Origin of the sequence: Nonomuraea sp. NPDC001636 (assembly GCF_040298265.1) — a bacterium.
Classification (GTDB): Bacteria; Actinomycetota; Actinomycetes; order Streptosporangiales; family Streptosporangiaceae; genus Nonomuraea.
Window position 1 is genome coordinate 119,204 of the sequence record NZ_JBEOZT010000028.1, and the last position, 25,803, is coordinate 145,006.

Annotated in this window: 29 protein-coding genes and 1 pseudogene; 16 read left to right on the top strand and 14 right to left on the bottom strand. The window is 72.4% G+C overall.

Annotation, left to right across the window (positions count from 1 at the left end; translation table 11 throughout):
• Nucleotides 1–4 precede the first annotated feature (4 nt).
• Nucleotides 5–274, top strand: coding sequence for a hypothetical protein (locus ABT158_RS39625; protein WP_352362603.1), 270 nt, complete (start codon nucleotides 5–7; stop codon nucleotides 272–274).
• A gap of 21 nt (nucleotides 275–295) precedes the next feature.
• Here ABT158_RS39625 and ABT158_RS39630 read toward each other — a convergent pair whose 3' ends face one another.
• Together ABT158_RS39630 and ABT158_RS39635 are read right to left on the bottom strand one after the other, a co-directional pair.
• The gene (locus ABT158_RS39630; protein WP_352362605.1) at nucleotides 296–1,714 is read right to left on the bottom strand and encodes an alpha/beta hydrolase family protein; all 1,419 of its coding nucleotides are present in this window, start codon (nucleotides 1,712–1,714) and stop codon (nucleotides 296–298) included.
• Nucleotides 1,715–1,844: 130 nt separating this feature from the next.
• Nucleotides 1,845–2,669 (bottom strand): NAD(P)H-binding protein, encoded by an 825-nt coding sequence (locus tag ABT158_RS39635; protein ID WP_352362607.1) that lies wholly within the window; start codon nucleotides 2,667–2,669, stop codon nucleotides 1,845–1,847.
• Nucleotides 2,670–2,800: 131 nt separating this feature from the next.
• Between ABT158_RS39635 and ABT158_RS39640 the strand changes: the two genes are divergently transcribed.
• The 3 genes from ABT158_RS39640 (at nucleotide 2,801) to ABT158_RS39650 (ending at nucleotide 5,930) form a co-directional block, all read left to right on the top strand.
• Nucleotides 2,801–3,265, top strand: coding sequence for a MarR family winged helix-turn-helix transcriptional regulator (locus tag ABT158_RS39640; RefSeq protein ID WP_352362609.1), 465 nt, complete (start codon nucleotides 2,801–2,803; stop codon nucleotides 3,263–3,265).
• Nucleotides 3,266–3,549: 284 nt separating this feature from the next.
• The gene (locus ABT158_RS39645; RefSeq protein WP_352362611.1) at nucleotides 3,550–4,455 is read left to right on the top strand and encodes an LLM class flavin-dependent oxidoreductase; all 906 of its coding nucleotides are present in this window, start codon (nucleotides 3,550–3,552) and stop codon (nucleotides 4,453–4,455) included.
• Between the two features lie 44 nt (nucleotides 4,456–4,499).
• Complete coding sequence (locus ABT158_RS39650) at nucleotides 4,500–5,930, top strand: FAD-binding oxidoreductase (protein WP_352362613.1); 1,431 nt, start codon at nucleotides 4,500–4,502, stop codon at nucleotides 5,928–5,930.
• A gap of 92 nt (nucleotides 5,931–6,022) precedes the next feature.
• On the opposite strand, the gene ABT158_RS39655 is transcribed toward ABT158_RS39650, so the two are convergent.
• Together ABT158_RS39655 and ABT158_RS39660 are read right to left on the bottom strand one after the other, a co-directional pair.
• Entirely contained in the window at nucleotides 6,023–6,859 is an 837-nt protein-coding gene (locus ABT158_RS39655) for an MBL fold metallo-hydrolase (protein WP_352362615.1), read from the bottom strand.
• Entirely contained in the window at nucleotides 6,853–7,449 is a 597-nt protein-coding gene (locus ABT158_RS39660; RefSeq protein WP_352362617.1) for a dihydrofolate reductase family protein, read from the bottom strand. Before ABT158_RS39660 ends, ABT158_RS39655 begins: the two co-directional genes overlap by 7 nt.
• Nucleotides 7,450–7,529: 80 nt before the next feature.
• On the opposite strand from ABT158_RS39660, the gene ABT158_RS39665 reads away from it, so the two are divergent.
• The 5 genes and pseudogenes from ABT158_RS39665 to ABT158_RS39685 form a co-directional block, all read left to right on the top strand.
• The gene (locus ABT158_RS39665; RefSeq protein WP_352362619.1) at nucleotides 7,530–8,024 is read left to right on the top strand and encodes a winged helix-turn-helix transcriptional regulator; all 495 of its coding nucleotides are present in this window, start codon (nucleotides 7,530–7,532) and stop codon (nucleotides 8,022–8,024) included.
• 51 nt (nucleotides 8,025–8,075) lie between these two features.
• Nucleotides 8,076–8,600 carry a DUF402 domain-containing protein gene (locus ABT158_RS39670; RefSeq protein ID WP_352362621.1) on the top strand — a complete coding sequence of 175 codons (525 nt, stop codon included), beginning with the start codon at nucleotides 8,076–8,078 and terminating at the stop codon, nucleotides 8,598–8,600.
• 121 nt (nucleotides 8,601–8,721) lie between these two features.
• The gene (locus tag ABT158_RS39675) at nucleotides 8,722–9,078 is read left to right on the top strand and encodes a hypothetical protein (protein ID WP_352362623.1); all 357 of its coding nucleotides are present in this window, start codon (nucleotides 8,722–8,724) and stop codon (nucleotides 9,076–9,078) included.
• Nucleotides 9,033–9,545, top strand: coding sequence for an ATP-binding cassette domain-containing protein (locus ABT158_RS39680; RefSeq protein ID WP_352362625.1), 513 nt, complete (start codon nucleotides 9,033–9,035; stop codon nucleotides 9,543–9,545). The genes ABT158_RS39675 and ABT158_RS39680 overlap by 46 nt, the downstream gene beginning before the upstream one ends.
• A 194-nt stretch (nucleotides 9,546–9,739) precedes the next feature.
• Nucleotides 9,740–10,060 (top strand): annotated as a pseudogene (locus tag ABT158_RS39685) (ABC transporter ATP-binding protein); the annotation flags it as partial.
• Here ABT158_RS39685 and ABT158_RS39690 read toward each other — a convergent pair.
• From ABT158_RS39690 to ABT158_RS39700, 3 genes are all read right to left on the bottom strand, one after another.
• Nucleotides 10,057–10,593 (bottom strand): flavin reductase family protein, encoded by a 537-nt coding sequence (locus ABT158_RS39690; RefSeq protein WP_352362627.1) that lies wholly within the window; start codon nucleotides 10,591–10,593, stop codon nucleotides 10,057–10,059. The pseudogene ABT158_RS39685 and the gene ABT158_RS39690 sit on opposite strands and share 4 nt — an antisense overlap.
• Nucleotides 10,590–11,813: a styrene monooxygenase/indole monooxygenase family protein gene (locus ABT158_RS39695; protein WP_352362629.1), complete on the bottom strand. Its 1,224-nt coding sequence runs from the start codon at nucleotides 11,811–11,813 to the stop codon at nucleotides 10,590–10,592. The genes ABT158_RS39690 and ABT158_RS39695 overlap by 4 nt, the downstream gene beginning before the upstream one ends.
• 99 nt (nucleotides 11,814–11,912) lie before the next feature.
• Complete coding sequence (locus ABT158_RS39700; RefSeq protein ID WP_352362631.1) at nucleotides 11,913–12,896, bottom strand: AraC family transcriptional regulator; 984 nt, start codon at nucleotides 12,894–12,896, stop codon at nucleotides 11,913–11,915.
• A 182-nt stretch (nucleotides 12,897–13,078) separates the two neighbouring features.
• On the opposite strand from ABT158_RS39700, the gene ABT158_RS39705 reads away from it, so the two are divergent.
• On the top strand, nucleotides 13,079–13,402 hold the full coding sequence (locus ABT158_RS39705; RefSeq protein ID WP_352362633.1) for a YciI family protein: 324 nt from the start codon (nucleotides 13,079–13,081) through the stop codon (nucleotides 13,400–13,402).
• On the top strand, nucleotides 13,399–14,637 hold the full coding sequence (locus tag ABT158_RS39710; RefSeq protein ID WP_352362634.1) for an RNA polymerase sigma factor: 1,239 nt from the start codon (nucleotides 13,399–13,401) through the stop codon (nucleotides 14,635–14,637). Before ABT158_RS39705 ends, ABT158_RS39710 begins: the two co-directional genes overlap by 4 nt.
• On the opposite strand, the gene ABT158_RS39715 is transcribed toward ABT158_RS39710, so the two are convergent.
• Complete coding sequence (locus ABT158_RS39715) at nucleotides 14,638–15,975, bottom strand: tetratricopeptide repeat protein (RefSeq protein ID WP_352362636.1); 1,338 nt, start codon at nucleotides 15,973–15,975, stop codon at nucleotides 14,638–14,640.
• 101 nt (nucleotides 15,976–16,076) lie between these two features.
• Here ABT158_RS39715 and ABT158_RS39720 point away from each other — a divergent pair, with 101 nt between their 5' ends.
• Nucleotides 16,077–16,577, top strand: a complete 501-nt coding sequence (locus ABT158_RS39720) for a hypothetical protein (protein WP_352362638.1) — start codon at nucleotides 16,077–16,079, stop codon at nucleotides 16,575–16,577.
• A 35-nt stretch (nucleotides 16,578–16,612) separates the two neighbouring features.
• Here the strand turns inward: ABT158_RS39720 and ABT158_RS39725 are convergent, their stop codons facing one another.
• Together ABT158_RS39725 and ABT158_RS39730 are read right to left on the bottom strand one after the other, a co-directional pair.
• Nucleotides 16,613–17,356 carry a glucose 1-dehydrogenase gene (locus ABT158_RS39725; RefSeq protein WP_352362640.1) on the bottom strand — a complete coding sequence of 248 codons (744 nt, stop codon included), beginning with the start codon at nucleotides 17,354–17,356 and terminating at the stop codon, nucleotides 16,613–16,615.
• Between the two features lie 164 nt (nucleotides 17,357–17,520).
• Complete coding sequence (locus ABT158_RS39730) at nucleotides 17,521–18,033, bottom strand: GNAT family N-acetyltransferase (protein WP_352362694.1); 513 nt, start codon at nucleotides 18,031–18,033, stop codon at nucleotides 17,521–17,523.
• Nucleotides 18,034–18,220: 187 nt separating this feature from the next.
• Here ABT158_RS39730 and ABT158_RS39735 point away from each other — a divergent pair, with 187 nt between their 5' ends.
• Nucleotides 18,221–18,421 (top strand): hypothetical protein, encoded by a 201-nt coding sequence (locus ABT158_RS39735; RefSeq protein WP_352362642.1) that lies wholly within the window; start codon nucleotides 18,221–18,223, stop codon nucleotides 18,419–18,421.
• Nucleotides 18,422–18,823: 402 nt separating this feature from the next.
• Nucleotides 18,824–20,308, top strand: coding sequence for an FAD-dependent monooxygenase (locus ABT158_RS39740; protein ID WP_352362644.1), 1,485 nt, complete (start codon nucleotides 18,824–18,826; stop codon nucleotides 20,306–20,308).
• A gap of 10 nt (nucleotides 20,309–20,318) precedes the next feature.
• Here ABT158_RS39740 and ABT158_RS39745 read toward each other — a convergent pair whose 3' ends face one another.
• Complete coding sequence (locus ABT158_RS39745) at nucleotides 20,319–21,566, bottom strand: MFS transporter (protein ID WP_352362646.1); 1,248 nt, start codon at nucleotides 21,564–21,566, stop codon at nucleotides 20,319–20,321.
• A gap of 59 nt (nucleotides 21,567–21,625) precedes the next feature.
• Nucleotides 21,626–22,414 (bottom strand): MBL fold metallo-hydrolase, encoded by a 789-nt coding sequence (locus tag ABT158_RS39750; protein ID WP_352362648.1) that lies wholly within the window; start codon nucleotides 22,412–22,414, stop codon nucleotides 21,626–21,628.
• 86 nt (nucleotides 22,415–22,500) lie between these two features.
• On the opposite strand from ABT158_RS39750, the gene ABT158_RS39755 reads away from it, so the two are divergent.
• Nucleotides 22,501–23,100, top strand: a complete 600-nt coding sequence (locus ABT158_RS39755; protein WP_352362650.1) for a CGNR zinc finger domain-containing protein — start codon at nucleotides 22,501–22,503, stop codon at nucleotides 23,098–23,100.
• A 100-nt stretch (nucleotides 23,101–23,200) separates the two neighbouring features.
• Nucleotides 23,201–23,674: a carboxymuconolactone decarboxylase family protein gene (locus tag ABT158_RS39760; RefSeq protein WP_352362652.1), complete on the top strand. Its 474-nt coding sequence runs from the start codon at nucleotides 23,201–23,203 to the stop codon at nucleotides 23,672–23,674.
• A gap of 27 nt (nucleotides 23,675–23,701) precedes the next feature.
• Here ABT158_RS39760 and ABT158_RS39765 read toward each other — a convergent pair whose 3' ends face one another.
• Nucleotides 23,702–24,436 carry a TetR/AcrR family transcriptional regulator gene (locus ABT158_RS39765; protein ID WP_352362654.1) on the bottom strand — a complete coding sequence of 245 codons (735 nt, stop codon included), beginning with the start codon at nucleotides 24,434–24,436 and terminating at the stop codon, nucleotides 23,702–23,704.
• A gap of 43 nt (nucleotides 24,437–24,479) precedes the next feature.
• Nucleotides 24,480–25,703 (bottom strand): FAD-dependent monooxygenase, encoded by a 1,224-nt coding sequence (locus ABT158_RS39770; protein WP_352362656.1) that lies wholly within the window; start codon nucleotides 25,701–25,703, stop codon nucleotides 24,480–24,482.
• Between the last annotated feature and the right edge of the window lie 100 nt (nucleotides 25,704–25,803).

Below are 25,803 nucleotides of genomic sequence, written 5' to 3' on the forward strand. Positions count from 1 at the left end.
CGGCATGACCACGGATGTCCGGCCCACGGCCGATGACCTGCTGAATTACGCCAGAAAGCTCCATGAGCTGGCCGTCCTGCTGAAGTACGACAAGGACTTCGAGAGCAGGTTCAGCGCCGCCGTCGAGGCGGGCGACGAAGGGGAGCTCTCCGGTCTGCTGACGCCTTTGGGGTTCGAACGGGCGACGATCGCGGACAAGGTGGTCGAACGTGGGGAGTGCGAGCGGTGCACCTTCTGGCAGGGCAAGTGGGTCTGTCACCCGATCTGCATGTAGCGCGTACCGATCGGGTGGCCGTCACAGGACGGTCAGGTGGCCGTACCTGGACAGGGTCGCGGCCAGGTCGCCGGAGCCGCCGCGGAGTGTGGCGTCCAGGAAGGCGACGGTGACAGCCGCGGTGATGCGCGGCCCGGCCGTCCGGCCAAGAGAGCCGACGAGCGCGGGCAGGGGCGGCATGAACAGCGGCGCGTCGGTGAAGGTGAGATGCGCTGTGCCGGGGACGGTGAGCCGGTAGCCGGTCGCCGTACTGAGCTGGAGCACCTGCGTGAGGCGCGGGAGGTAGTCCGGCTCCTCGCCCGGTTCGACGTCGTGGGTGAGCGCGAGCACGGGCTGGTGGAACGGCCGCGCGGCGGGGTCGCGGGGGAAGCCGTCCAGGTCGATGACGGCCGCGAAGCGGGGGTCCTGGCGGGCGGCCTGCAGGGCGGCGGCGCCCCCGAGGGAGTGGCCGGTCGCCGCGGCGCGGCGGACGTCGAGGCGTCCGCTCAGGAGGCCGGGGATCTCTCCGCGGTCCAGGCGGTCGAGCTGGGTGAGGACGAAGCTGAGGTCGGCGGCCCTGACCGCCGTCCATCCGGCCGCGCGTCTGTTGTCCTCGGCCTGGTCGCCGGTGGCCGCGACCTTGGTGCGGACCGTTCGGCCGTCGGCGAGGGTGACGACGGCCGAGTCGTACGGGTGGTCGAGGGCCGCCACGACGTACCCGCGGCCGGCCAGTTCCTCGGCCCAGGCGGTGTTCTGGGTGCGCACGCCGCCGAGTCCGGGCGAGAACAGCACCACGGGGAACCGGCCGCCGCCGGCCACCGGCGCATCGGGCACCGAACGCGTGCGGGCGCGTGCCGGCTCGTCCAGAACGAAGGCGGGAAGGCCCAGGTAGTCGGCCTCGCCACGGGCGACGACTTGCGCTTCGCGTGCCGTGCGGCCGAGGTACCGCGCGCGCTGGGCGGCCGGGGGGACGTCCTGCGCGGGATACCAGAGCTGGACGACGACCACCCGCTGGTCGTCGGTCCGGGACGTGGCGGCCTCCGCGCGATCAGGGTCGGTCCACTGGACGACGGTGGTGCCGACGGCGTAGGCGCCCGACGGCTCGGGGAACACGGGCAGGGGCAGCGCCCACGCCGCCGTCGCGCCCGCGACGACCAGCGCCAGGCATGCCGCCGACCCCGGCAGCGCCAGCCACCATCGAGCCCGCCGCCCGGCACGCCACCCCAGCAGCGACGGCGCGGCGAACGCCAGCGCGATGCCCCCGCCGGCGAGAACGGGGAGGAGCTGCCAGCGGATCCCGAGCACGGCCAGCACGCCTGCGGACACCACGAGGGCCGCCGCACCGGCCAGGATCGACGGCCGGCGCGCTCCGGACGGCAGCCAGCGGGCCACCACCAGCACGACGGCGGAAACCAGGGCCAGGAGTTCCACGAGGGACAGGCCGAACACGGTCACGTTCATGTGATCACGGTGTCGCAACGACGTCGGCCGGACATCGGGCCCGAGGCCGAGAGCCGCATGCGACCCCGGTATGACCGCCGCGACCTGCCTGCGACCGGAGTCGCAAGGGGCCGCGCCGCGGCGATCAGGCTTACTGGCCGCGGAATGCCGCCCGGTTCTCCTCGGCCCAGGAGGCGAACGTCCGCGCGGGCGTGCCGGTCAGTTCCTCCACCACCGGGGTGAGCTCGATCGGACGGCCGTCGCAGCTCTGCCAGTAGTCCAGCAGGGCGTCCGCGAAGGCCGGGCTCATGTACTGCGCCATTTCGGCCGTCCACTCCTGCCTGGTGACGGGCGTGATCGTGATGTCCCGCCCGGTGACGCGGGAGAGGATCTCGATCTGGTCGGTGAACGTGAGCGACTGGGGGCCGGTCAGTGTGTACGCTCTGCCGCCGAGGGCGGGGTCGGCCAGAACGGCGGCCGCCACCGCCGCGATGTCCGCCTCGTGGAGGGCGTCGACGTGTGCGTGCGGGTAGGGCAGGTTGATCGGCTTCCCCGACTTGATCGCCCATGACCACGCCATCGCGTTGCCGCAGAAGGTGCCGGGCCGCAGCACGGTGCTCGGCACGGGCGAGGCGGCCAGGGCGCGTTCCGGGACGAGATGCGTGGCGGCCAAGGGGCTGCTGTCGGGGTCGGGCATGAGCACGGCGGCCGAGGACAGCAGCACGACATGCTCGACCCCGGCCGCCTCGGCCGCCGCGGCGAACTCCTGCGCGTGTGACGGCTCGGCGTAGAGGAACACCGAGGTCACGCCTGCGAGCGCACCGTCAAAGGTGGACGGATCGCCCAGGTCGCACCTGACGACGGACGGGTCGGCGGGGGCCTTGGAAGCCGGTCGTACGGACAAGCCCTGCTCGCGCAGGAGGCCGATGAGGGCGGTCGCGACGGTGCCGCGAGCGCCGGTGACAAGAATGGTCATGTCGGTACATATCCCTTCGCAGACTCTTCGCGACGTGAGTGCGACGTCTGTCGATAGAATGAAAGCGCGACACAGATGTTGTGTTACGCAATGATTGCGTGACGAATATTATGAGGAGTATGGAGCCGCACGTGTCAAATCGAGCCGAGATGCTCAAGCGCATCAGCGACGAGAGTCAGCGCCACTACGCGGCCTACACGCTGTTCAACCAGGCCATGGCCGACCGGCTCGGCCTCCACCCCACCGACCTGCAATGCGTGGCCCTGCTCGATCTGGAGGAGGGGCCGATCAGCACCGGCGAGATCGCCCGCCTGGCCGGACTCACCCCCGGCTCGGCCACCCGCCTGGTCGACCGCCTGGACAAGGCGGGGCTCGTCGTCCGGCACGCCGACCCGGCCGACCGCAGGCGCGCCCTGGTCGCCCTGACCCCGGAGGCCCGCGCGCGGATCGGTGCGGCTTGGGACGTTCCCGGCAGGGCGTTCGTCGAGATGCTCGACCATTACGACGACGACGCGCTCGCCCTGATCGCCGACTATCTGGAGCGGGCCGCCTCGGTCGGCCGCGCACAGGCACAGCGCCTCACGACGTCCGCCTAGAGCGCGGTTCGAAGGCGTCCGGGCCGGCTGGTTCGGATGGGTTCGGCTGCCGGGCGGTCGGCGATGTCGCCGCGGCCGGTCCAGAGCGTGACCTTGCGTCCGCTGAGCTGGTCGTTCGGCCAGTTCGGCGGAGATCCCCGGAGCATGTCCGATCCGTACAAGCCCGAGGCCGATCTCGCTGAATATCGTCACGGCTGTGCGCCTCGGCGGGCGCATGAGGACGGCCGGAAATGGACCGTCCGGATCGTTGTGCCCTAATGAGATCTGGTTGAGACGGAGTGCTCGTGAACATTGGAATTGGTCTGCCGATCGCCGTTCCCGGACGTCCTGCGCGGGAGGTCAAGCAGTGGGCGGAGGACGGCGAGCGCCTCGGCTTCCACTCCATGGGATCCATCGACCGCCTGGTCTACGACATCCTTGACCCGCTGGTCTCCCTCGGCATCGCCGCGGCGGTGACCGAGCGCGTCCAGCTGGTCACCAGCGTGCTGAACGTCGGATGGCGGGGCAACCCGATCCTGTTCGCCAAGCAACTCGCCACCGTCGACCTGATCTCGGAAGGCCGCCTCACGGCGGGCCTGGGCATCGGGGGCTGGCCGGACGACTTCACCCTCAGCGGCGCCCCCGACAAGGGCCACGGCAAGATCTTCGACGACACCCTGACCGAAATGCGGCGCGTCTGGGACGGTGAGGTCACCAGCATCTCCGGCCCGACCCCGCTGCCCGGGGAGGGCCGTCCCAAGCTGCTCATCGGCGGCCTGATCCCCGCCGGCTATGCCCGCGCCGCCCGTTTCGGCGACGGCTGGGTGGCGCCGACGCTGAGCCTGGACCTGCTGGTGAAGGGCGTCGAAGGCGTCACCGAGGCATGGGCGAGGGCCGAGCGGCCCGGCAGGCCGCACATTCTCACCGGCCGCTACTTCTGCTGTGGTCCGGAGGCCGTCCAGCTCACCGACGAGTACGTGGCCCACTACTACGGCTCCAGGGAGTCGCCGTACTACGAGGCGGTCCGCGCCGACTCGCTCGACTCCGACGAGCGCCTGCTCAAGGAGCTGATCGCTTTGTCGGACGCGGGCGTCGACGACCTGGTGCTCTACCCGGTCAGCAGTTCTCTGGACCAGGTCCACCTGCTGGCCGAGGCGCTGGAGCGGGTGGGGGCCCGGCGGAACCCGACCTTCGAGTTCACCACGGGCTGACCTGGACCGGCCGACGCACCACCTGAACGACGAAACGTGAGGACATGCCAGTGATTGAGCAGACCCGGCCGACGGTCGGCCCCACTTTGGCCGCCGGGGTGGTGACGGGGCTCGCCGACAGCGTCAAGGGACCGGTCTTCCTCCCGGGCGACCCCGGGTACGCCGAGGAGGCGGAGGGCTTCGACCGCTCCGTCGTCCACCACCCGGCCGTCATCGTCGGCGCGGCGGGCGCCGACGACGTGATGGCCGCGGTGCGCTTCGCCCGCGACCACGGGCTGGGCGTCGCCGTACAGGCCACCGGCCACGGCGTGGGGCCGCCCGCCGACGGGGCCCTGCTCATCTCCACGCGGCGCATGGACGGCCACCGGGTCGACCCCGAGCGCCGCACCGTGCGGCTGGAGGCGGGCGTGTTGTGGCGGGAGGTCATCCAGTCCGCCGCCCGGCACGGGCTGGCCCCGCTGAACGGCTCGGCGCCGTTCGTCGGCGCCGTCTCCTACACGCTGGGCGGCGGCATCGGCGTGCTGTCCCGCCGCTACGGTTACGCCGCCGATCACGTACGCTCCATCGAGGTCGTCACCGCCGACGGCGAACTGCGCACCGCCTCGGAGGCGGAGAACACCGACCTGTTCTGGGCGTTGCGCGGCGGCAAGGGCAACTTCGGCGTGGTCACCTCACTTGAGGTGGAGCTGGTGGAGGTGTCGCGGATCTACGGCGGCGGCCTGTTCTTCCCGGCCGAGTCGATCCGTGACGTGCTGCACTTCTACCGCACATGGGTCACCGAGGTGCCCGACGAGCTCAGTTCCTCCTTCCTGATGATGCCCTGGCCCGAGGTGCCCGAGGTCCCCCGGGAGTTGCGCGGGCGTTTCGCCATGCACCTGCGCCTGAGCTACCTCGGCTCGCCGCGGGACGGCGCCCGGCTGGTCAGGCCGCTGCGCGAGATCGCCACGCCGCTGCTGGACACGGTCACCGACCTCCCGTACACCGAGGTCGGCACCATCCACAACGATCCGCCGACGCCCGGTTCGTACCACATTGACAACTTCCAGCTCACCCATCTCGACCATGACGCCGTCGAGGCGATCCTGGCGCTGGTGGGCCCCGGTTCGGACAGCGCGGTCGGCATCGAGATCCGTCATCTCGGCGGCGCCCTCGCCCGGCCGCCGCGCCTGCCGAGCGCGGTCGCGCGCACCGCAGGCCAGTTCCAGCTGTACTCCGCCGGTGTCCTCGGCATCGGCGCGGACGAGGCGGTCCACGCCGGGCACGACCGGGTCGTCCAGACCCTCGCCCCATGGAACAGCGGGATGCGCACGCTCAACTTCATGGCGGGCGTCGCCCACACCGGTCCGGAGGACGTGCGGCAGGCGTTCACACCGCAGGCGTACGAGCGGCTGGTCGCCGTCAAGACGGCCCGCGACCCCGGCAACATGTTCCGCTTCAACCACAACATCCCGCCGGCGGCCGGAGGAGGTCGATGATGAAGAAGCGTTCGGCGTGCCCTCCAGGACCTTGAACGCCGACGCCTGGCTGGAACAGCGAGCCCGGGGCTCCCGGGGCCTGGGGGCTTTCGCTAGCGGGACGTCCCGTCGCGCCCGTTTCTTCCGGCGAGGCGCTGGAGCTGCCCTTCGTGCACACTGCTCACCCACTCCCAGCCTGGCTTGGCCGACGGGCCGATCCGCGGATCGGCGGAGACGTGGCCGTCCCGCAACGCGAGCACGTACGCCCGATCCTGCGCGATCCGCGCCTTCACCTGGTCGGCCCCGCCGACGGAACCATGACCGGGGACGACGACGTCGACGCCACCCGCCACGTCCTCCAGCAGCCGGAGCGCGGTGAGGTAGTCCTCGATCGGGTCGGCGGTGCCGTCGAGGTCGAGCATCGGAACCAGGACGTCGGACAGCATGTCGCCGGCGACGAGCACCCCGCGTTCCTCGATCAACAACGCCGCGTGGCCGGGGGCGTGTGCTTGATGCTCGATGATCCGGATCTCGGGGCCGTCCCAAGGGATCTGGGTGGTTCCGGCGGGCAGGCCGGTGATGAGGCCGAGCAGGTCCATGGGTACCTGGCCGGCGATCTCCGTCTCCAGCAGGTGGTCGGCGACGCGGGCCTTCGCGGCGTCGTCCGGCAGCTGCTCGCGGACGGTGGCCGCGCAGCGCGCCGTGCCGTAACGGGGCGCCTCGCCGAGCCGGGCGTGCCAGAGCAGGTGATCCCAGTCCGGATGCGTGGAAAACCCGGCCACCACGGGCTGGCGCAATTCGTCGAGGTCGTGGGCGAGGCAGTCGAGCTCGGCGCCGGTCACCCCGGGGTCGATGAGCAGCACCCCGGCGCGGCCCCGCACCGCGACGGCGTTGCTCTGCACGAACTCGCTCTCGTGGACCCACACGCCCTCCGCGACCTGCCTCAGCACGAGCTCGCCTCCTTCACGTCCCGGACGGCGTAGTGATGCATCGTGACGCCCTGTTCGAAGGTTTGCCGCGCCAGCAGGTCGAGGTCGATCGGCAGGTCGTAGTCGTCGAACAGCGGCCTGCCGAAGCCGAGGATCGCGGGGTGGGTGAAGAGCAGCAACTCGTCCAGCAGCCCCGCCCGGAGCAGCTGCGTCGCGAGCGTCGCGCCGCCCACGCTGATGCTGCCGTCGGTCTCGGCGCGCAGGGCGGCGAGCTGCTCGATCGCGTCGTCGCCGCCGATGATCCGGGTGTTGTGGGCGGCGTCGCGGCGCGTGCGGGAGACGAGCATCTTGGGCTTGGCGGTCCACATCTCGCCGTACTCACGCATGTAGTCCGGCAACGACGCGTCCGCGCTCGCCTGTGGCCAGTACTCCTCCATGACCTCGTAGTAGACCCGGCCGTGGACCATGAGCGCGAGCTCCTGCATCTGCGCGTTGGCCGCGCGGTGCAGTTCCTCGTCGAGACGCAGCCATTCGCCGGCGCCGGCGTCCCCCGGAACCTGCTCGATCCGCAGGTCGAGGGACACCTGCATCGAATAGACGAAGCGACCCATCAGCTTCTCCTCGGAAAAAGTGATTGCAATTTGCAATTACTATAGGGGGAGCGAAAACCCTGTCAAGGAGGAGAGGAATCGTGGAACCACGGTCCGGATGCCCGATCAACGCCGCCGTCGAGGTGCTCGGAGATCGCTGGACGTTGCTCGTGCTGCGCGACGTCATCTTCCACGACCGCCGCCACTTCCGGGCGCTGCTCACCGGATCGATCGAGGGCATCGCCTCGAACATCCTCGCCGACCGCCTCGTGCGGCTCGTCGAGGCGGGCATCCTCACCCGCGGCACCGCCGCCCGGGGCCAGCGCGCCCGCTACAGCCTCACCGAAGCCGGCATCCGGACCCTTCCGATCATCTACGCCCTCGGCAACTGGGGCCTCGACTGGCGTCCGGGCAGCGAAGACCTCCGGAACCGGCAGCAGGCCATGCGGGACGAGGGCCCGGCGTTCGTCGAGCAGCTCATGGACGAGCTGCGCGTCCGCCACCTCGGCGCCGCGCCGAAACCGCACGACGGCCCAGGCCCGTTCGAACGCCTCGACGCCGCCCACGCCCCGCAGGAACCCGTCGATCAGCGGTGACGGCATCAGCCAGAGCAGCCCTGGCCTCCCGGCGCGGTCATACTGCGGTTCGTGACTCTCGAAGAGGTACGTGTCCACCACCGCACCAGGCAATGGTGCTCCGGTGTCCGAACCGGCGACAACATCGTGGCCTACGACGTCGAGATCCTTCCCCCATGGCGGGTTCCCGGCCGTCCCACGACCGATCGCTGCTTCGTGATCGCCGACGAAGGGGTGCAGATCCGGAGGCCGGTCACCTTCGTGGACGCACTCGAAGGCGGTTGGTACGTCGACCTGGTCGAGGTGGAGGAGGCGAGCCCGAAGCAGCTGACGGTCCGCGACCTCTACGTGGACATCGTCGTGCCCCCGGCCGGACCCCGCTACGAGGTCCTGGACCTCGACGAGCTCGCCGACGCGCTGCGGGACGGCGTCATCGACGCCGCCACCACGGCCAGGGTGCTGCGCGACACCCAGCGCTTCATCGACAGGCACCTGCGCAACCTGACCCAGGATCCGCCGAACTCGTGGCCGGACTTCCCGCCCGCAGCCGTTCTGCACCTGATCGACCTGCCGCCCTTCGGCGTCGCACGGGGCTGAACCAGGGCGTCCTCAAAGCCCCGAAGCGACCGCGGCGCCACGGAGGAACCCCGCCGCCAGGCCGGTCCGGCCATGGTCCAGCGTGATCGCCGTGAAGGCGGCTGCTCGGTATTTGTGCTGGTTGGCGTGGGCACAGAAGGGCCGGGTCGCCTTGGGCGCGACGCTCGGCACCCTGTGGACGGTGGGCCTCACGCTCCCGCCGTACCTGCTGTCGAGGGCGATCGACGACGACCTGGCGCCCGGCTGGGTGCTGGCGCTGCTCGGCGCCGGGCTGGTCAACGCCTGGCTGGCGATGATGCGGCACCGTACGATGACCAAGATCCGGATGGACGCCAACTTCCGCACGGTGCGCGCCCTGGTGGAGCAGATCAACACGCTCGGCGCGGACCTGAACAGGCGCGCCTGCTGGTCAGCGCCCGTCCCGAGGAGAGCGTGGCGCTGCTGGAGAGCCTCGGCGGCTTCGACGGCACGTCGTTGATCGCCGACCACGACGCCGCGCTGTTCACCGGCACGCTGCGCGAGGTCCTGCAGGGCCGGGGCGAGGCCGACGACGAGACCATCCGTCGCGCGGTCGCCGTCGCCGCCGCCCAGGACGTGGTCGCCGGGCTGCGCCACGGCCTGGACTCCGTGATCGAGCCGGGCGGCCGCAACCTGTCGGGCGGCCAGCGTCAGCGGGTGCGCCTGGCCAGGGCGCTGGTGGCCGATCCCGAGCTGCTGCTCGCGGTGGACCCCACCTCCGCGCTGGACGCGCACACCGAATCGCTGCTCGCCCAGCGCCTTCGCACGGCGCGCGCCGGCCGCACGACGGTCGTCGCCACCACGTCGCCGCTGCTGCTCGCCCAGGCCGACCAGGTCCTCCTGATCGAGGACGGCCGGGTGGCCGCCACCGGCATCCACCGCGACCTGCTGGAATCCAGCGACGAGTACGGGACGGTGGTGTCGTGAGCCGCGACCTCCCCGTCGCCGACCGCAGGCGCGTACGGTAGGCGGCCCTGCGCCTGATCCGCCGCGACGTCCCCGGGTTCACCGCCACTCTGCTCCTCAACGGCCTGGCGGCGGCCGCGGCCCTGGTCAGCCCGTGGCTGCTGGGCCGCATCATCGACACCATCTCCGCCGGCGGGACGATCGACCTGCTCGCCGCGGTCGCCGTGGGCGGGGCGCTGCTGCAGCTCGCCCTGGCCCGGGTCATCCTGGCCGACCCGCACACCGTCATCCTCGACGAGGCCACCGCCATGCTCGACCCGCGTACGGCCCGGCGCGCCGAACGGTCGCTGGCGGCGGTGCTGGACGGACGTACGGTGATCGCGATCGCGCACCGGCTGCACACGGCGCGGGACGCGGATCGGGTGGTGGTGATGGAGGCCGGCCGCGTCGTGGAGTTCGGCGCGCACGACGAGCTGGTCGCGGCCGGCGGGGTCTATCAGGGGTTGTGGAACTCCTGGCACGGCTCGCGCCCTTAGCCGCCGGCCTGCCGGGCGTACCGGTCCTCCGGGCGGCGGACCGGTCCCGGCCGCCGGCCCTCGACGGCGTTCATCTCGGGCCAGAACTCCCGGTAGCGGCCGGAGTGGAAGACGAGCGGCTCGCCCCCGGCCCGCTGGTACCGTTCCACCGCTCCGACGAGGATGTGGTGGTCGCCGCCGTCGTGGACGCGCTCGGTGCGGCAGACGAAGCTGGCCAGCGTCCCGGCGAGGATGGGCAGCGGCGTGCCCAGCAGCTCCACCCCGGCGAACTTGTCGGCCGCGGGGGTGGCGAAGCGGCTGGACAGGTGGCCCTGGTCGGCGGCCAGGACGTTGACGGCGAACCGCCCGGCCCGCAGGAAGAGCGGCGCGCTGGGCGCCCGGTTCGACAGGCACCACAGCAGCAGCGCCGGATCGAGCGAGACCGAGGTGAGGGAGTTGACGGTCACGCCGGCCCGCTCCCCGTCGGCGGTCACCGTCGTGATCACCGCCACCCCGGTCGCGAACTGCCCGAAGGCCTCGCGGAGCGACCTCATGCCGTCACCCTGCCCAGATAGGTCTCGGCACGGCCGGCGTCCATGAACCAATCGGCGTAGTCGGCCGGGTCGTCGAAGCCGTTGACGAACCGGGAGGCGATCTCCGGACGCTGACCGGCGGCGCCCAGCAGCGCCAGGTGGTGCGGCTCGGCCGGTGCGAGCAGGGCGTTGGTCCAGTTCGTGACGTGCTGGGCCTGCGTCCAGAACAGGTCGAAGGTCTGCCGCATCCAGTCGGCGTCGAACGGCCGGTCGCCGCGTTCCACGATGGCCCGCAGGTAGGTGGCGGCGCACTTGGCCGCGTTGTTGCTGCCCTGCCCGGTGATCGGGTCGTTGAGCACCACGACGTCGGCGACGCCGAGCACCGGCGCGCCGGAGGGCAGCACGGCCACCGGACGCCGGACGGTGGGGGCGAAGCGGCCGGTCAGCACCGCGTTGGCGTCGGTGAGCTCGATGGCGGCGCAGCGCTCGGCCTCCCACGGGAAGAAGGTCTCCAGGATCCGGCGGCTGCGGGCCAGGTGCTCGGCGGGGCCGCGGACGTCGCCCCAGCAGTCCATGGGGCCGCCCGGCACGCCCTCGAACACCATGATCTCGCAGGGGCCGGTGTGCGTGAGCGCGGGGAAGACGAAGTACTCGCCCACGCCGGGCAGCAGGTTGAAGCAGACCGCCGAGTGACCGGGACGGGGGGCCAGGCCGTTGACGTAGGTGACGGCCAGCGCGCGCTGCGGGATGGCGTAGGGGGAGCGGGCGGGGTCGCGTTCGAAGAGCGAGGCGATCTGGCCCTTGCCCGCGGCGACCAGGACCAGGTCGTACCGGGCCGCGTAGCTCTCCAGGTCGTCGGGGGTGGCGTCGTGCAGGACGAGCTTGCCGCCGAGCCGCTCGAACTCGCCCAGCCAGGCCGGCATCTTCAGCCGCTGGTCGACCGAGCGGGCGGGGACGTCCAGCCGCGCCGCCCAGTCCAGGGCCTTGCCGCCCTCGGGGCCCGGGACCGTGAGCGCGATGCCCTCGATGGGCGGGCAGACGTCGGCCCACCGGTCGAGGCCGAGCTCGCGCTCGTGGGCCTGCGCGGTGCCGAACATGGCCTGGCCGGACATCACCCGGCCGTCGCGGATGGACTCGGGGGTGCGGTTGGAGACCACGGTCACGTCGTAGCCGTGCTGGAGCAGGCCGATGGCCAGGTGGAGACCGGCCTGGCCGGCGCCGACGATGAGGATGTCGCGCATGGTGGTTGTCCTTCTGGTGTGGTGTGGAGGATCAGGTCGGCGCCTGACCAGAACGGTACGGGCGGCGCGTGCGCCCGTGCCATCCGCTGAGCGCGGATCTCATCCGCCTGACGCGGGACCTGTGCGCAACGTCTCCGACGGCGGCTGCCCGTACCTCTCCCGGTACTGGGCGGCGAATCGTCCCTGGTGCAGGAATCCCCATCGGGCGGCCACCGTGGTCACCGTGGCCCTGGCGGGGTCGGCCGTCCTGAGCTCGTCGTGCACGCGCGTCAGCCGCACCTGCCTGAGGTGGGCCATCGGGGACAGCCCGAGATGCGCGCGGAAACCCTCCTGCAGGGAGCGGCTGCTGACCGCGACGGCGCCGGCGATGTCCGTGGTGCTCAGCGGCAGGTGGGCGTGCCCTTCGATGAACTCCATCGCCCGGCGCACCACCTTCGGCAGCGCAGGCGGCCTGGGAGCGGTCAGCCGGTCCAGGTAGTTGGAGGGCTGCATGGTCAGCAGCAGGGTGATCAGGGCGTTCTCCAGATGGGCGACGGCCAGCGGGTGGCCGGCCAGCCCGTCGTCCCGCTCGGCCTCCCTGACCAGCAGGTCGGCCATGTCGCGCCAGGAGCGGGTCCAGCCCGTCGTCAGGTCCATGCCGAGGTCGAAGACGACCGGGCCGGCGAGCGGCTCGCCGAGCATCTGCTCCAGCGCGCGTTCGATCGCCGTGCGCTCGAACTTGACCAGCAACTGCGGGCAACCGGCGGCCCACCGCATGTCGAGGTGGCGGGTCGGCGAGGGCAGCGTGGCCAGGGACGGGGAGGAGACGACCTCCTCGTCGCCGGCGCGGATCAGGCTGCGTCCGGCGAGCGGGATCATGACCAGGAAGAACGTGTCGAGGTCGCCCGGCTCGATGTGCACGTCGGCCCCGTAGTCGAGGTAGCTGACGCGGACCGAGCCGAGCTGCACGGAGTTGAACCGGGCCGACAGCAGGTCCGCGTCCCCGGCCAGGTCCAGCCGGTGCGGGCAGAACACCTTGGCGACCTCGCCGCGGACCTCGTCGAGGTCGGAGCTGGCGAAGACGGCACGGTTGCTGAGGAGCACACCAGATGATCGGGCGTCCCGCCGTCGGCGTTCCAGGTAAAAGTACGTACAAGAGGTCCGGCGGGCGGTGTCGGATCACGGCGGCGGCGTTCGTAGCAGGGGTGAGGCCGCCCACAAGGGGCGGCGCCACAGGCGGCCTGAATGCCGCCCGCAGCCTTGACCCCATAGGAGACGATCTGCACATGCAATACCTGATCTCAGTGATCGACGACAGGACCAATTCGGCCACCCCGGAGGAGCACGCGGCGATCGACGTGTTCAACGACCGCCTCCGGACCCAGGGCCACTGGGTCTTCGCCGGCGGCCTCGCCGCGCCCGCCACGGCCACCGTCATCGACAACCGGGGCGCGGAGGCGATGGTCACCGACGGGCCCTTTCTGGAGTCCAAGGAGTACCTCGCCGGCTTCTGGATCATCGAGGCCCCCGACCTCGACGTGGCGCTCCGGCTCGCCGCCGACGGGTCGAAGCACTGCAACCGCAAGGTCGAGGTGCGACCGTTCCTGTGACCGACTCCCGCGAGGCGGTCACCCGGGCCCACCGCGCGGAGTGGGCCCGGGTGGTCGCCGCCCTGACCAGGCGCTTCGGTGACCTCGACCTCGCCGAGGAGGCGGCCGCCGAGGCGTTCGCGACCGCCGTCGAGCGGTGGCCGGCCGACGGCGTGCCGCCCAACCCGGGCGCCTGGCTGACCACCACCGCCAACCGCAAGGCCATCGACCGGATCCGGCGCGAGAGCAAGCGCGACGACAAGCACAGGAAGGCTCAGATGTCCCACGACGACCCGCCCGAGCCTGCCGGCGCCATCGACGACGACCGGCTCCGGCTGATCTTCACCTGCTGTCATCCGGCGCTGGCGATGGAGTCCCGCGTGGCGCTGACGCTGCGCCTGGTCGCCGGGCTGACCATGCCCGAGATCGCCCGCGCCTTCCTGGCCCAGGAGAGCGCCGTGGGACAGCGGATCACCCGCGCGAAGGCCAAGATCAAGGCGGCGCGCATCCCCTATCGGGTGCCGTCCGCCGACGATCTCCCGGCGCGCGTGTCCGGCGTGCTCGCCGTGCTGTTCCTGGTCTTCAACGAGGGCTACCTGGCCACCGGCCCGGGCACCGATCCCGTACGGCACGAGCTGACCGCCGAGGCGATCCGGCTCACCCGCCTGATCCGCGCCCTCCTGCCGGACGACGGCGAGGTGACCGGGCTGCTGGCGCTGATGCTGCTCATCGAGGCCCGCCGTCCCGCCCGGGTCTCGGCCGGCGGCGAGCTGGTCGCGCTCGACGAGCAGGACCGCGGGGTCTGGGACGCGGCGCTGATCGCCGAGGGCCACCGGCTGGTGCGCGAGCGCCTGGCCGCGGCCGCCGCAGGGGTGGCGCCGGGCCGCTACCAGATCCTCGCGGCGATCAACGCCGTGCACACCTCCGCCCGCCACATGCGCGACACCGACTGGTCGCAGGTGCTCGCCCTGTACGACCAGCTCGTCCGCCTGGACCCCTCGCCGATCGTCGCGCTCAACCGGGCCGTCGCGGTCGCCGAGCTCGACGGGCCCGAGGTGGCGCTGGCGGCCGTCGACCGGCTCGGGGACAGGCTGGCCGGATACCACGCCTACCACGCCACCCGCGCCGACCTGCTGCGCCGGCTGGGCCGCGGTCAGGAGGCGCGCGCCGCCTACGACAGGGCCATCGAGCTGGCCGGCAACACCGCCGAGACCGCCTCGCTGACCCGCCGCCGCGACCGGCTGCGGCCAGGATGATCAGGCGGCCTTGCCGCGGACGATGTAGAGCTTCATGTCGGTGAAGTCGAGGGTGAGGTTGTAGGGCTTGAAGAAGCAGTGGGCGAAGTGGCCGATCCCGTCGAAGCCCGACCCGTAGGGCCAGGGCACGTTGACCGGCATGTTCGGGTCCGCCTCGCAGTAGACCCGCTGCGCGACGGCGTCGCCGAGCCGGATCTCCTCCGGATAGCAGGGGTGGGTGATGGTCGGGTGGCTGTGGGCGAACGTCTCGATCGGGCGGTCGAGGTCGACCCGGACCCCCAGACGTCTGGCCACCTCTTCGGGCATGCCCGCGGCGATCTCGCCGACCCCGCCGAGGTTCACGCCCACCACCCGCGGGCCGGACCCCGCGATGCTGCCCACGCTGTGCACGTCGTGGTCACGGGACAGCCACATCGGCAGCGGCTCGGCGCCCGCGCGCGCGGCCGCGGCGCGGGCCTTCCTGGCCGTCTCGGGGGTGCGGGGGCGCAGGATGAGGTGCCGGCCCGCGTAGTCGAACGTGGTCAGCAGGTGGTAGAAGACCCACGTGCCGATCAGGCCGTCGCCGTCGCCCTCGGCGCCGACGTCCGCGCCCGACTCCGTCGACGACCAGCCGACGGGGACGTTGCGCAGTTCGATGCCGCCCAGCCTGAAGGAGTCCAGCACCCCGTAGTGCACCCAGATGGGCGTGCCCTCGAAGTCGGTCTTCTGGCTGACGACGGCCTTCAGCCCGGCCTCCTTGGCCGCCGACGCGGTCAGGCTCAGGTTCGGGGCGCCGGTGTAGAACGTGAAGCGCTTCGCCGGTCCGCCGTTGACCGAGGCCTCCACCAGCGGCCGCGGGTCCATCTGCAGGAACCGCACCCGGCCGACGTCACCCTTGACCTGGTACGCCTCCCCGCTGATCGCCGCGAACCACGTGGCGTAGTCCTCCGCGCCGGCCGCCTTCCAGCACGGAACGGAGAGGGCGAACTTGTCCTGCCGGATGTAGCAGTCGCCCAGGAGCTCGTTGGCCTCCTTGTCTCCGGGCGCCAGGCGGACGGCCGTCTTGAGGTATTTCTCGGCTTCGGGGAACCGGTTGGACAGCAGCGCGACATACCCGCGCCGGCGGGCCGCGTGCAGGTTACCGGGGTCCTTCTTCAGGATCTCCTCGTACGCGCGGCCGGCCTGCTCGAACTTCCCTGCCTTGAACAGCGCGTCGGCGTCGCCGCCGTCGGCCAGCGCCATGGCCGCCCCGTCCAGCAGCGGTGCCGCCGCGGCGGCGCCGGCCAGCACGGCGGCCCCCCGGAACAGCGAACGCCGGTCCCATCTCCCGTCATCGGCCGAAGCCTTCTCCCTTTCCATGCCCCACAGTCAAGGGGGACGGCTGTTGCCGTGAGGTATGCGTTTTTCGATACGCCCGCGATACACCCGGTCGCGGCGGCCGGTCCTGCCACAATCGTCGGATGCGTTTGTGGACGGTGCAGCACCGGGCGGTCCTGGCCACCCTGGAGACCGGCGGCGATCTGGCCGGCGACTGGGCCCGCCTGCCGATCCCGTCGTACCGGCCGGTGTACGAGGCGATGGTGGGGGAGATGGCCAGGCGGGGCCTCGACTGCCGGGGCCGTCCGCCGGTGTGGGCGTGGCCCGGCCCGGACACCCGCGACGCCACGGTGGCCGTGACCGCCGAGGCCCTGCTCTGCCCGCAGACCGAGGAGGAGTACGCCCGTTACGTCGTCCTGGACCTGGACGTGCCGGACGACCTGGTCCTGCTCAGCTCGTACGGACGCTGGAACGACTTCATGGAGGCGGTCCTGCTGGGCGCGGGCCCGGCCGCCATGGACTGGTCGATCGGCGAGGAGGAGGTCGCCGGGGTGCAGGCGTGCCTGCCGTACGTGCCGGCCGGGTGCGTGCTCGGCGCCCGCCCTCTGGAACCGTTCGACGAGTCCCTGGAACCCACTGCTTGACGCGACGCCCCGGCGGAACGGCTCGCCGCCGCCGGTCAGATCACCAGGCCGCCGGAGACGCGCAGGTTCTGGCCGGTGACCCATTGGGCGTCGGGCCCGGCCAGGAAGGCGACGACGTTGGCGATGTCCTCCGGACGTCCCAGCCGTTGCAGCGGCGTCAGGGCCACGGTGTGCTCGATGGCCTGCTCCAGGTGCTCACCGGCGGCGGCGCGCATCATGTCCGTGTCGGTGGCGCCGGGGGAGACGCTGTTGACCGTGATGCCCCTGGGACCGAACTCGCGGGCCGCGACCGCGGTGATCGACTCCAGCGCCGCTTTGCTGGCGAAGTACAGGGCCAGGCCGGGCGCCGCGCCGCTGGAGGAGATGTTGACGATCCGTCCGCCGTCACCGAGCCTTTCCGCGGCGGCCTGCATGACGAAGAACGGGCCCTTGGCGTTGACCGCCATCACCTCGTCGAAGTCGCTCTCGACGGCGTCGCGGATGTCTCCCATCGGGTTGATCGCCGCGTTGTTGACCACCACGTCCAGACCGCCCAGGCGCCGGTCGACCTCGCCGAAGAGGTGCTTGAGGTCTTCCAGGCGCCCCTGGTCCGCCCGTACGGCGATCGCCCGCCCGCCGAAGGCCGCCACCTCGGCCACCACCGCTTCGGCCGCCGCCTGGTCGCGGTGGTAGGTGAACAGCACCGCCGCGCCCTCGCGGGCCAGCCGCACCACGATCGCCCGTCCGATTCCCCGCGATCCGCCGGTCACCAGGGCGTTCTTGTTCTCCAGCGTCCCCATGTCGACTCCCTGCCGTCGGCGGCTCCCCTGCTGGGAGCCGGTCACAGGGGAGTCGGAGCGGCGGCGCCGGTCTCGACGTCCGTGCCGGAGGGAATTTCGACATGCTCGGCCGTACGGCCCCCAGCCGTGCTGAGGGCCGTACGCCGCGGGCGAGGAACGCGCGATCAGACGCCGAACGCCGCCGCGTAGCGGATGACGCCGTTCGGGACCGGCCGCTCGGGGTCGAGGGCGAGGGCCATCATGTACTTGTCCTCGACCTCGAACGGTGGCCGGATGCCGAACCCGGAGGCCGGGGTGAAGCCGAACCGCGGGTAGTACTCGGCGTGACCGAGCACGACCACCAGGTTCTCGCCCTGCTCACGGGCCGCCTGCAGGGCGGCGCGGATGGCGGCGGAACCCGCGCCCTGTCGCTGGTGTCCGGGCCGGACGGCGCACGGGCCCAACGCGACGGCGGGGGAGTCGCCGACGTGGCAGCGGGTGAGCAGCGCGTATCCGGCGAGCTCGCCGCCGGGAGCCTCGGCCAGCCAGGCCAGGCCGGGCAGCCACGCCTGCGGGTCGGCCCGCAGCGCCTCGACGAGGTCGGCCTCGTGCGGGCCGGGGAAGGCCGCGAGGTTGATCTCGCGGACGGCGGCGGTGTCGGCGGCGTTCTCGGGGCGGGTGATCCAGGAAGAGGTCATGATCGGGTTCGTCTCCTTGTCCTTCTGCGGATGCGGGACCTGGCCGGTGTTCGTGGTGGACGGAACGGACGGACGGGGGATGCGGCCGGTCATGACTGCCGGTCCCGGAACCTGTAGGTGGTGCGCAGGTGAGCGGTGATGCCCTTCTTGTGGTTGACGCGCTCGTCGCGCAGCCCGGCTCGGTGTCGTGGGCGCAGTCGGCGAAACGGCAGAACGCGGCGCGCTCTTCGATCTCGGCGAAGACCTGGCCAAGTCCGCCTTGGTCAGGACGATCATCGGCTGCGCCCCGCTCTCCCAGGCCGGGGCGAGCAGCCGTTCCAGCTTGGCCGCGTCCCTGGACGCTGACGAACGCACGATCGCGCTGTGCCGCGGCAGCAGCGCTTCGTAGTGTTCGGTGAAGGTTCGGTCGAGTGCGCCGGTCCACCCGTACCGGGACAGGCCGGATGGATCGGTATACGTGTGTGACAACGTGAGACCCTTGCGGAGAAGGGGCCCCGACGAGACGTGGACGTCACCCCGCCTGACTCAGGGCAGGGAGAGGAAGTGGGTCAGACCGGGGCCCGGGACGTGAGGTCGGTCCGGGCGCTGCACGGGGCAGCGGTCTTCACCGCGGTCATCGAACCTCACCTCCCTTCCACACAGATCCGGCACCGAACGGACGGCAGCCTAGCACCTCGGTCCTCCCGCTGACGTCGGGCACTATCGTTGCGGGAACCGGCACCCGCGCCGTTACCGTCGGCGCAGCGGTCGGCGACCTCATCGCCGATCCCTGTCGAACGGAGCATCCGTGATGAACGTCGATGTGATCGTCGTCGGAGCCGGGCCGACCGGGCTCATGCTCGCCGCAGAGCTGGGCCTCGCAGGGGCTGCGGCTGTGGTCGTCGAACGGCTTCCCCGGCGCAGCGGGCAGTCCAAGGCGCTCGGCATCCAGCCCCGCTCCGCGGAGGCGCTGGAGTTACGCGGCCTCCTCGACCCCCTCATGGACCGGGCGATCCAGCGGGTGCCCGGCGGGCATTTCGCCGGGCTGCGACTGGATTACACCGCCTGGGACACCCGGCATCCGTACTCGATCGGCATCCCCCAGGGGCGCGTCGAGGCGCTGCTGGAGGAGCGGCTCGGCGAGCTGGGCGTCCGGGTGCTGCGCGGGCACGAGGTCACCGCGCTGTCGCAGGACGCCGACGGGGTCGAGGCGACCCTGCGCGGGCCCGCGGACGGCGAGTCGCGGCTCACCGCGCGCTACCTGGTGGGCTGCGACGGCGGTCGCAGCACCGTCCGGGAGCTGCTGGGCGTCGGCTTTCCCGGCCTGGACGGCAAGCTGCTCTCGGTGGTCGCCGACATCACGATCTCCGACCCGGACGGCGCCGTGCCGGAGACCTGGACGCTGCCCGTCATGACGCCCGACAAGACCGGCAAGGGCTACATCGCGCCCATCGGCGATGGCGTGCACCGGTTCCTGTTCTACGGGGCCGAGCAGCAGGCGTTGTCCCGCGACACCCCGATCACCGAGGAGGAGGTGCAGCGGGCGCTGCGCAACGAGTTCGGCCCGGGGGTCCGGCTGACGGGCGTCCGGTGGGCGTCCCGGTTCACCGACGCCTCGCGGCAGGTCGAGCGGTACCGCCACGGCCGGGTGCTGCTCGCCGGGGACGCCGCGCACATCCACTCGCCCATGGGCGGGCAGGGACTCAACCTCGGGCTGCAGGACGCGTTCAACCTGGGCTGGAAGCTGGCGGCCGAGATCGGCGGATGGGCGCACGAGGGGCTGCTCGACAGCTACCACGCCGAACGGCATCCGGTGGCCGCGCGCGTGCTGGCCAACACCCGGGCGCAGGCGGTGCTGATCGTGCCCGAGGAGGAGAACCTGGCCCTGCGCGACATCGTCGAGCAGCTCGTACGGGTGCCCGAGGCCAACCGGATCGTCGCCGGCATGATCTCGGGGCTGGACGTCCGCTACGACCTGCCCGGCCCACGCCACCACCTGCTGGGACGCCGCGTCCCCGACCTCGACCTGGTGACGTCGTCCGGGCCCGGCCGGGTGGCCCCGCTGCTGCGCGACGGACGCGGCCTGCTGCTGACGACCGCCGACGAGGCGGCGTTCGCGCGGGCCGCCGAGCCGTGGTCGGCCAGGATCGGCCGGGTGCACGCGCAGGCGGAGCTCAGGGCGGACGCCGTCCTGGTACGGCCCGACGGCTACGTCTGCTGGGCCGGTTCCGTCACCGACGTCTCCGGCCTCACCGACGCCCTGACGAGGTGGGCGGGCGCTCCCGCCGCCAGTTGAACGTCAACCATCACCGGTCGCGCGCGGCCTTGACGGCCACCGGCACGATGGCCAGCGCCAGCACGCCGCCGCCGACGGCGAGGAGCGGGTAACCGGCGACGGCGACGACGAGGCCCGAGGCCATGCCGCCGGCGGCGCCGGCGATCGCGATGGAGACGTCGACCCAGCCCTGCGTCCTGGCCCGGGTGGTCAGTGGGACGGCGTCGGTGATGATCGCCGTGCCGGTGACGAGGCCGAGGTTCCAGCCCAGCCCCAGCAGCGCGAGGGCCACCGCGTACGCGGCGACGGAGTCGTCGGGCGCGACGGCGGCGAGCGTTCCGGCGGCCAGCAGGACCAGCCCGGAGGCGGCGGCGACCGCGAGCGGGCCGTGACGGTCCACGAGCCGGCCGGTCAACGGCGAGGGCAGGTACATCGCGCCGATGTGGATCGCGATGACCAGGCCGGACGCGGCGGCGCCGGAGCCGCTGTCGTGCATGTGGACCGGCGTCATGGTCATGATCGCGACCATGACGACCTGGGTGAGCACCATGACCAGCGCACCGGCCGGCACGCCGGGGCGGCGCCGCGCGGCGGCCGGCGCGGCGGTGGGATCGGCAGTGGGGGGTGGGTCGGCTTCGAGTGCGCGGGCCAGCAGCAGCGGGTCGGGGCGCAGCCAGACGGCCAGGACCACGGCGGCCAGCGCGTAGGCGACACCGGCGAGCAGGAACGGCCCGGCCAGGTACGGGATGCCGAGGACGGCCGCGAGGCTGCCGGTGGGCGCGGCGAGGTTGGGTCCGGCCACGCCGCCCAGGGTGGTGGCGACCAGCACGGTGGACACCGCGCCCGCCCGGCGTGCGGGGGCGGCCAGGTCGGCTCCGGCGTAGCGGGCCTGGAGGTTCGTGGCGGTGCCGGCGCCGTACAGGAAGAGTGAGAGGAACAGCAGGACGGGGTGGCCGGCGACGGCGGCGACGATGACGCCGCCGCTGCCGACGGCACCGGCGAGATACCCCAGGGCGAGGCCGGGGCGGCGGCCGCGGGCCTGGGAGAGGCGCCCGACGGCGACGGCCGCCAGGGCGGAGCCGGCGGTGCCCACGGCACTGGGCAGCCCGGCCAGGCCGGTGGAGCCGAGCATGTCCTGGGCGAGCAGCGCGCCCACGGTCACGCCGGCCGCCAGCCCGACGCCGCTGAGGACCTGGGCGATGACCAGGACGAGCAGGGAGCGGCGCTGCGCCTCGACGCGCGGGACGTCGTCTGCCCGGACGGGCACGTTGGTCGTCACGAGAGAGCTCTTTCGGAGAGGGGTTGCATCGACGGCGTGGCCCGGGTGCGCAGGCGCGGTCAGCCTCGGTCGCCCAGGTCCAGGCGGTCGAGCAGGCCGCCGGCGGTGAAGGCGGCCACCAGGTCGTCGCGGCCCTCGGTGAAGTGGGCCCAGCTGTCGTAGTGCACGGGCACCACCCGGCGGGCGCCGAGGATCCCGGCCGCCTGCACGGCCTGCGCGCTGTCGAGCACGATCAGCCGCCCGTCGAACAGCACGGAGAACCGGGGCCCGCCGGCGAAGAGCACGGCGGTGTCCACCGGGCCGAACCGGCCGGCGATCTGCCGGACCGCGTCCAGCGAGGCGTTGTCGCCGCTGACGTAGACCGTGGGCAGGCCCTCGCCGGTCAGGACGAACCCGACGACCTGGCCGGTGATCGGTTCGACCTCCTCGCGCGGGCCGGGGCCGTGCACGGCGGGCACGCCGGTGACGGTGATCGTGCCGCCGTCGCGGCGGTCCAGCTCGATCGACTCCCAGTCGGCCAGGCCCCTGGCCGTGCCGCCCAGGCGCTGCCCGCCTCCGGGCGTGGTGAGCGTGAGCGGGACGTCGGCCAGCAGTGCGCGGCCCGCGTGGTCCAGGTTGTCGGGGTGCTCGTCGTGGGAGAGCAGGACCACGTCGATGCGGCCGAGGTCGGCGGGCGTGGCGGACGGGGGAGCCGTCTTGGTCAGCCGGCCGCCCGGCACGTGGTAGTCGCCGGGGGCGTCGAAGGTGGGGTCGGTCAGGAAGCGCAGGCCGCCGTACTCGAACAGGGCGGTGGGACCGCCCAGGACGCGGACGGGGATCTGCTCGATGGGCGCGCCGAAGTTGGCCATGCGAATTCCTCACGGATGGGAAGTGGTTTATCCGTGATGACGGTAACGGTGTCTCACGGACGAGCGCAAGCCGTACCATGAGACACATGAGCGAGACGCCGACCGCCGAGTCCGTGCTGCCGCCCGCGCCGGGGGCGGCGGACTACCTCGCCCTCGACTTCGTCAACAGCGCCGTCGCGCTGCCCGGAGGCCAGTTCGTCGACCTGCTCGGCACGCCCGCGGCGACGAATCGCTGGCTCACCGAACGCGGCCTCGCGCCGGCCGACGCCGGGGTGCAGGAGATGTGCGCGACACAGCTGCGCTCGCTGCGCGAGCACGTCAGGGCGTTGTTCAGCGCGCGGGTCGCGGGGCTGCCCGTCCTACCCACGGCTCTGTCCGCCGTCAACGACGCGCTGAGCAAGGCCCCCACCGCCGCCCTGCTGTACTGGGACGAGAAGAACGGCCCCTACCGCGCGACGCCGTGCCCCACCAACGAGATCCTCGATCGCGCCCTCGCCACCCTGGCCGCCAACACGGCCGACCTGCTCACCGGCCCCGACGCCGACCGCCTCACCGGCTGCGGATCTCCGCCCTGCAACCGCTACCTGCTGCGGCACGGCCGCCGCCACTGGTGCTCCACGCGGTGCGGCGACCGCGCCCGCGCCGCCCGCGCCTACGCCCGGCGCACCCAGCCCGCTCCTGGCTGACGGCCCGCGCGGGTGTGGCGCACGTCACAAGTTCAGCTGTCACAGGACGCGGGTCTCCGGCATCTCTTGGTCGAACCACTGAGAAGCAAGGGAGCACATCATGGAGACCCGCCTCAACCTCTTCGGCAGCCCGGTCGTCGCCAAGGCCCTGGGACACTACGGCGCAGTGGCCCCGGTGCTCATCCAGGAGTCGGCGTTGCCGGCCACGACCCAGAACCTGGTGATGCTGCGCGCGAGCCAGATCAACGGCGACGGCTACGCCACCGACGTCCACGGCACGAACGCCGCGCACGCCGGTGAGACCCTCACGCGCCTGAACCTGGTGGCCACGTGGCGCGAGTCGACGGTGTTCACCGACGCCGAGCGGGCCGCCCTGGAGCTGACCGAGCAGGGCACCCGCATCGCCGACGGCGCCGGCGGCGTCACCGACGAGGCCTGGGCGAACGCCGCCGAGCACTACGACGACGACCAGCTCGCCGCCCTGGTGGCGTTCATCGCGCTCATCAACGCCACCAATCGCTTCGCCGTCATCAACCGGCAGCGCGGCGGCGCCTACCGGCCCGCCGCCCGCTGAACGACCCCGACGACGCCCCCGCGCCCGCTACCGCCGGCCGGGGGCGTCGTCGGCGGTCTGGGTGCGGTCGATGATGTCCAGGACGGCGTTCCTGGTCTCGCGGAAGGCGGCGGCGGTGTCGTCGGCGGCCGCGGTGACGGCCTGGCCGGCGGGGACGATCGCCGGTTCGAGGAGCAGGGCCACGGCGTCGGCGAGGACGTCCGCGGGGTCGCCGGCACTGGGCGGCGCGGAGTCCGGGACGGACATGGCGGTGCCGAAGCCGGTGAGCAGGGCGTGCATGGCGTAGGACTGGTCGGCCAGCGGGCGGTCCTGGCGGAGCAGCCCGTGCCGGCGCAGGACCGGCATGACCGCCTGGCACATCGCGCTGGGCCGGGTGCGGTCGAACAGGTCGCGGTCGCCCGTCTGCTCGGTGAGCAGCCGCACCAGGTCGGCGTCCTTGGTGGCGAGGCGGCGGGCCAGCGGGGAGCTCAGCCCGGTGCGGATCAGCAGCGGAGCCAGGTGGCGCGGCAGCACGGCGGCGGGGTCGGCGGTGATGCGGGCGATGACCGCCTCCAGGAAGGCCAGCAGTTCCCGGGCGAACAGGCCGAGGATGAGGTCCTCCTTGGTGGGCCAGTACAGGTAGACGGTGCCCTTGCCGACCCCGGCCGCCGCGGCGATCTCGCTGACGGTGACCTTCCGCACGCCGTGGTCGGCCACCAGCTCGCGGGCGCTGTCCAGAATGCGGGCGGCTTTGTGCGAGTGGTGTTCGATCAGGCGGCTCACTGCGCTGTCCTCCGGGTCGTGGGGCAGGATGTTCGGTGGTGCGTCAGAGGGCGGCGACGTCGAGGTTCTTGGCCCGCATGTCCTTGTTGTTGAGCATTCTCCTGCCCATGGCCCTGCCGACGCCCGGCATCCGCATCAGGCGCATCATCCCAGCTCTCAGCACCTGCTCCTTACGGTCGTGCGGGGTGAAGATGCGCCGTCCGGGCAGCGCGCTCTGCTGCTGCAGGTGGACGAACGGCCGCATCCGCGCCTCCCAGGTTCGCAACGCCCCGGGCAGGTCGCCGGGGTGGCGTTGCACCATGGTGCCCAGCAGCTCGCCGCCGGCCATGCCGCTGGAGGCGCCCATGCCCGCGTACAGGGTGACGCACCAGGCGGCGTCGCCGACCAGGACGACCCGACCGCGGTGCCAGCGCGGCATCCTGACCTGCTGCACCGAGTCGAACAGCGCGTCGGGCGCCTGCTCGTAGCGGGTCAGCAGCCCCTCCAGCAGGGGGCCGGTCGGTTCGGGGCCGAAGGCGGCGCGGATGGAGGCGACCGGCGGGCGGCGGAACTCGGCGTCGGCGTCGGCGGTGCGGTAGGAGAACAGCACGCTCGGGGCGTGGTCGGCGAACGGGAAGGCCCACACCGAGCGGCCCGGCTCGGCCAGGACCAGCCCCTCGTGCAGGCCGAAGCCGTCGACCGGGCCGTCCAGCACGGTGGCGCCGACCATGTAGCCCATCGGGTGCAGGTGGTCCTCGTCGGGACCGAAGACCAGCCGGCGCACCGTCGAGCGCAGGCCGTCCGTGCCGATCACCAGGTCGAAGCGCTCGGTCACGATGGCGCCGGACGCGGTGTCGTGCAGCGTCACCTCCGCCGCCGCCTCGTCCTGGGTGATGCGGGCGGGGACGGTGGAGTAGCGGATCTCCACGTCGTCCGGCAGCGCCGCGAACAGGCCGCGCTCCACGTCGCCGCGCAGCAGCGGCCGGGGGCCGCCGGGGAGGAGGGACGGGTTCATCCCGGGACGCCGGCGCCCCGCCCGGTCCACCTCGTAGCTGGTGACATGGGGGCCGCTGCGGTCGCCGATGCCCTCCAGCACGCCCAACCGCCCGGCCGAGGCGATGCCGGCGCCGAACAGCATGATGAAGTAGCCGCCGGAGCGGCGGGCGGGTGCCCGTTCCACCATCACCGGCTCCCAGCCGATCTGGCGCAGCCGCAAGGCGGTGGCGATGCCGGCGATCCCCAGCCCGACCACCAGCGCCCGGCCGGTCGTCCTGCCCGCATTCGTCATGGCGCACTCCTTTCATAAGCTTCCATGAGCATGCTAGCGAACGAACTGACCAAAATGGTTCTCTTGGTCAGTTCGCACGGGTGGGCCAGGAAAGCGGAGG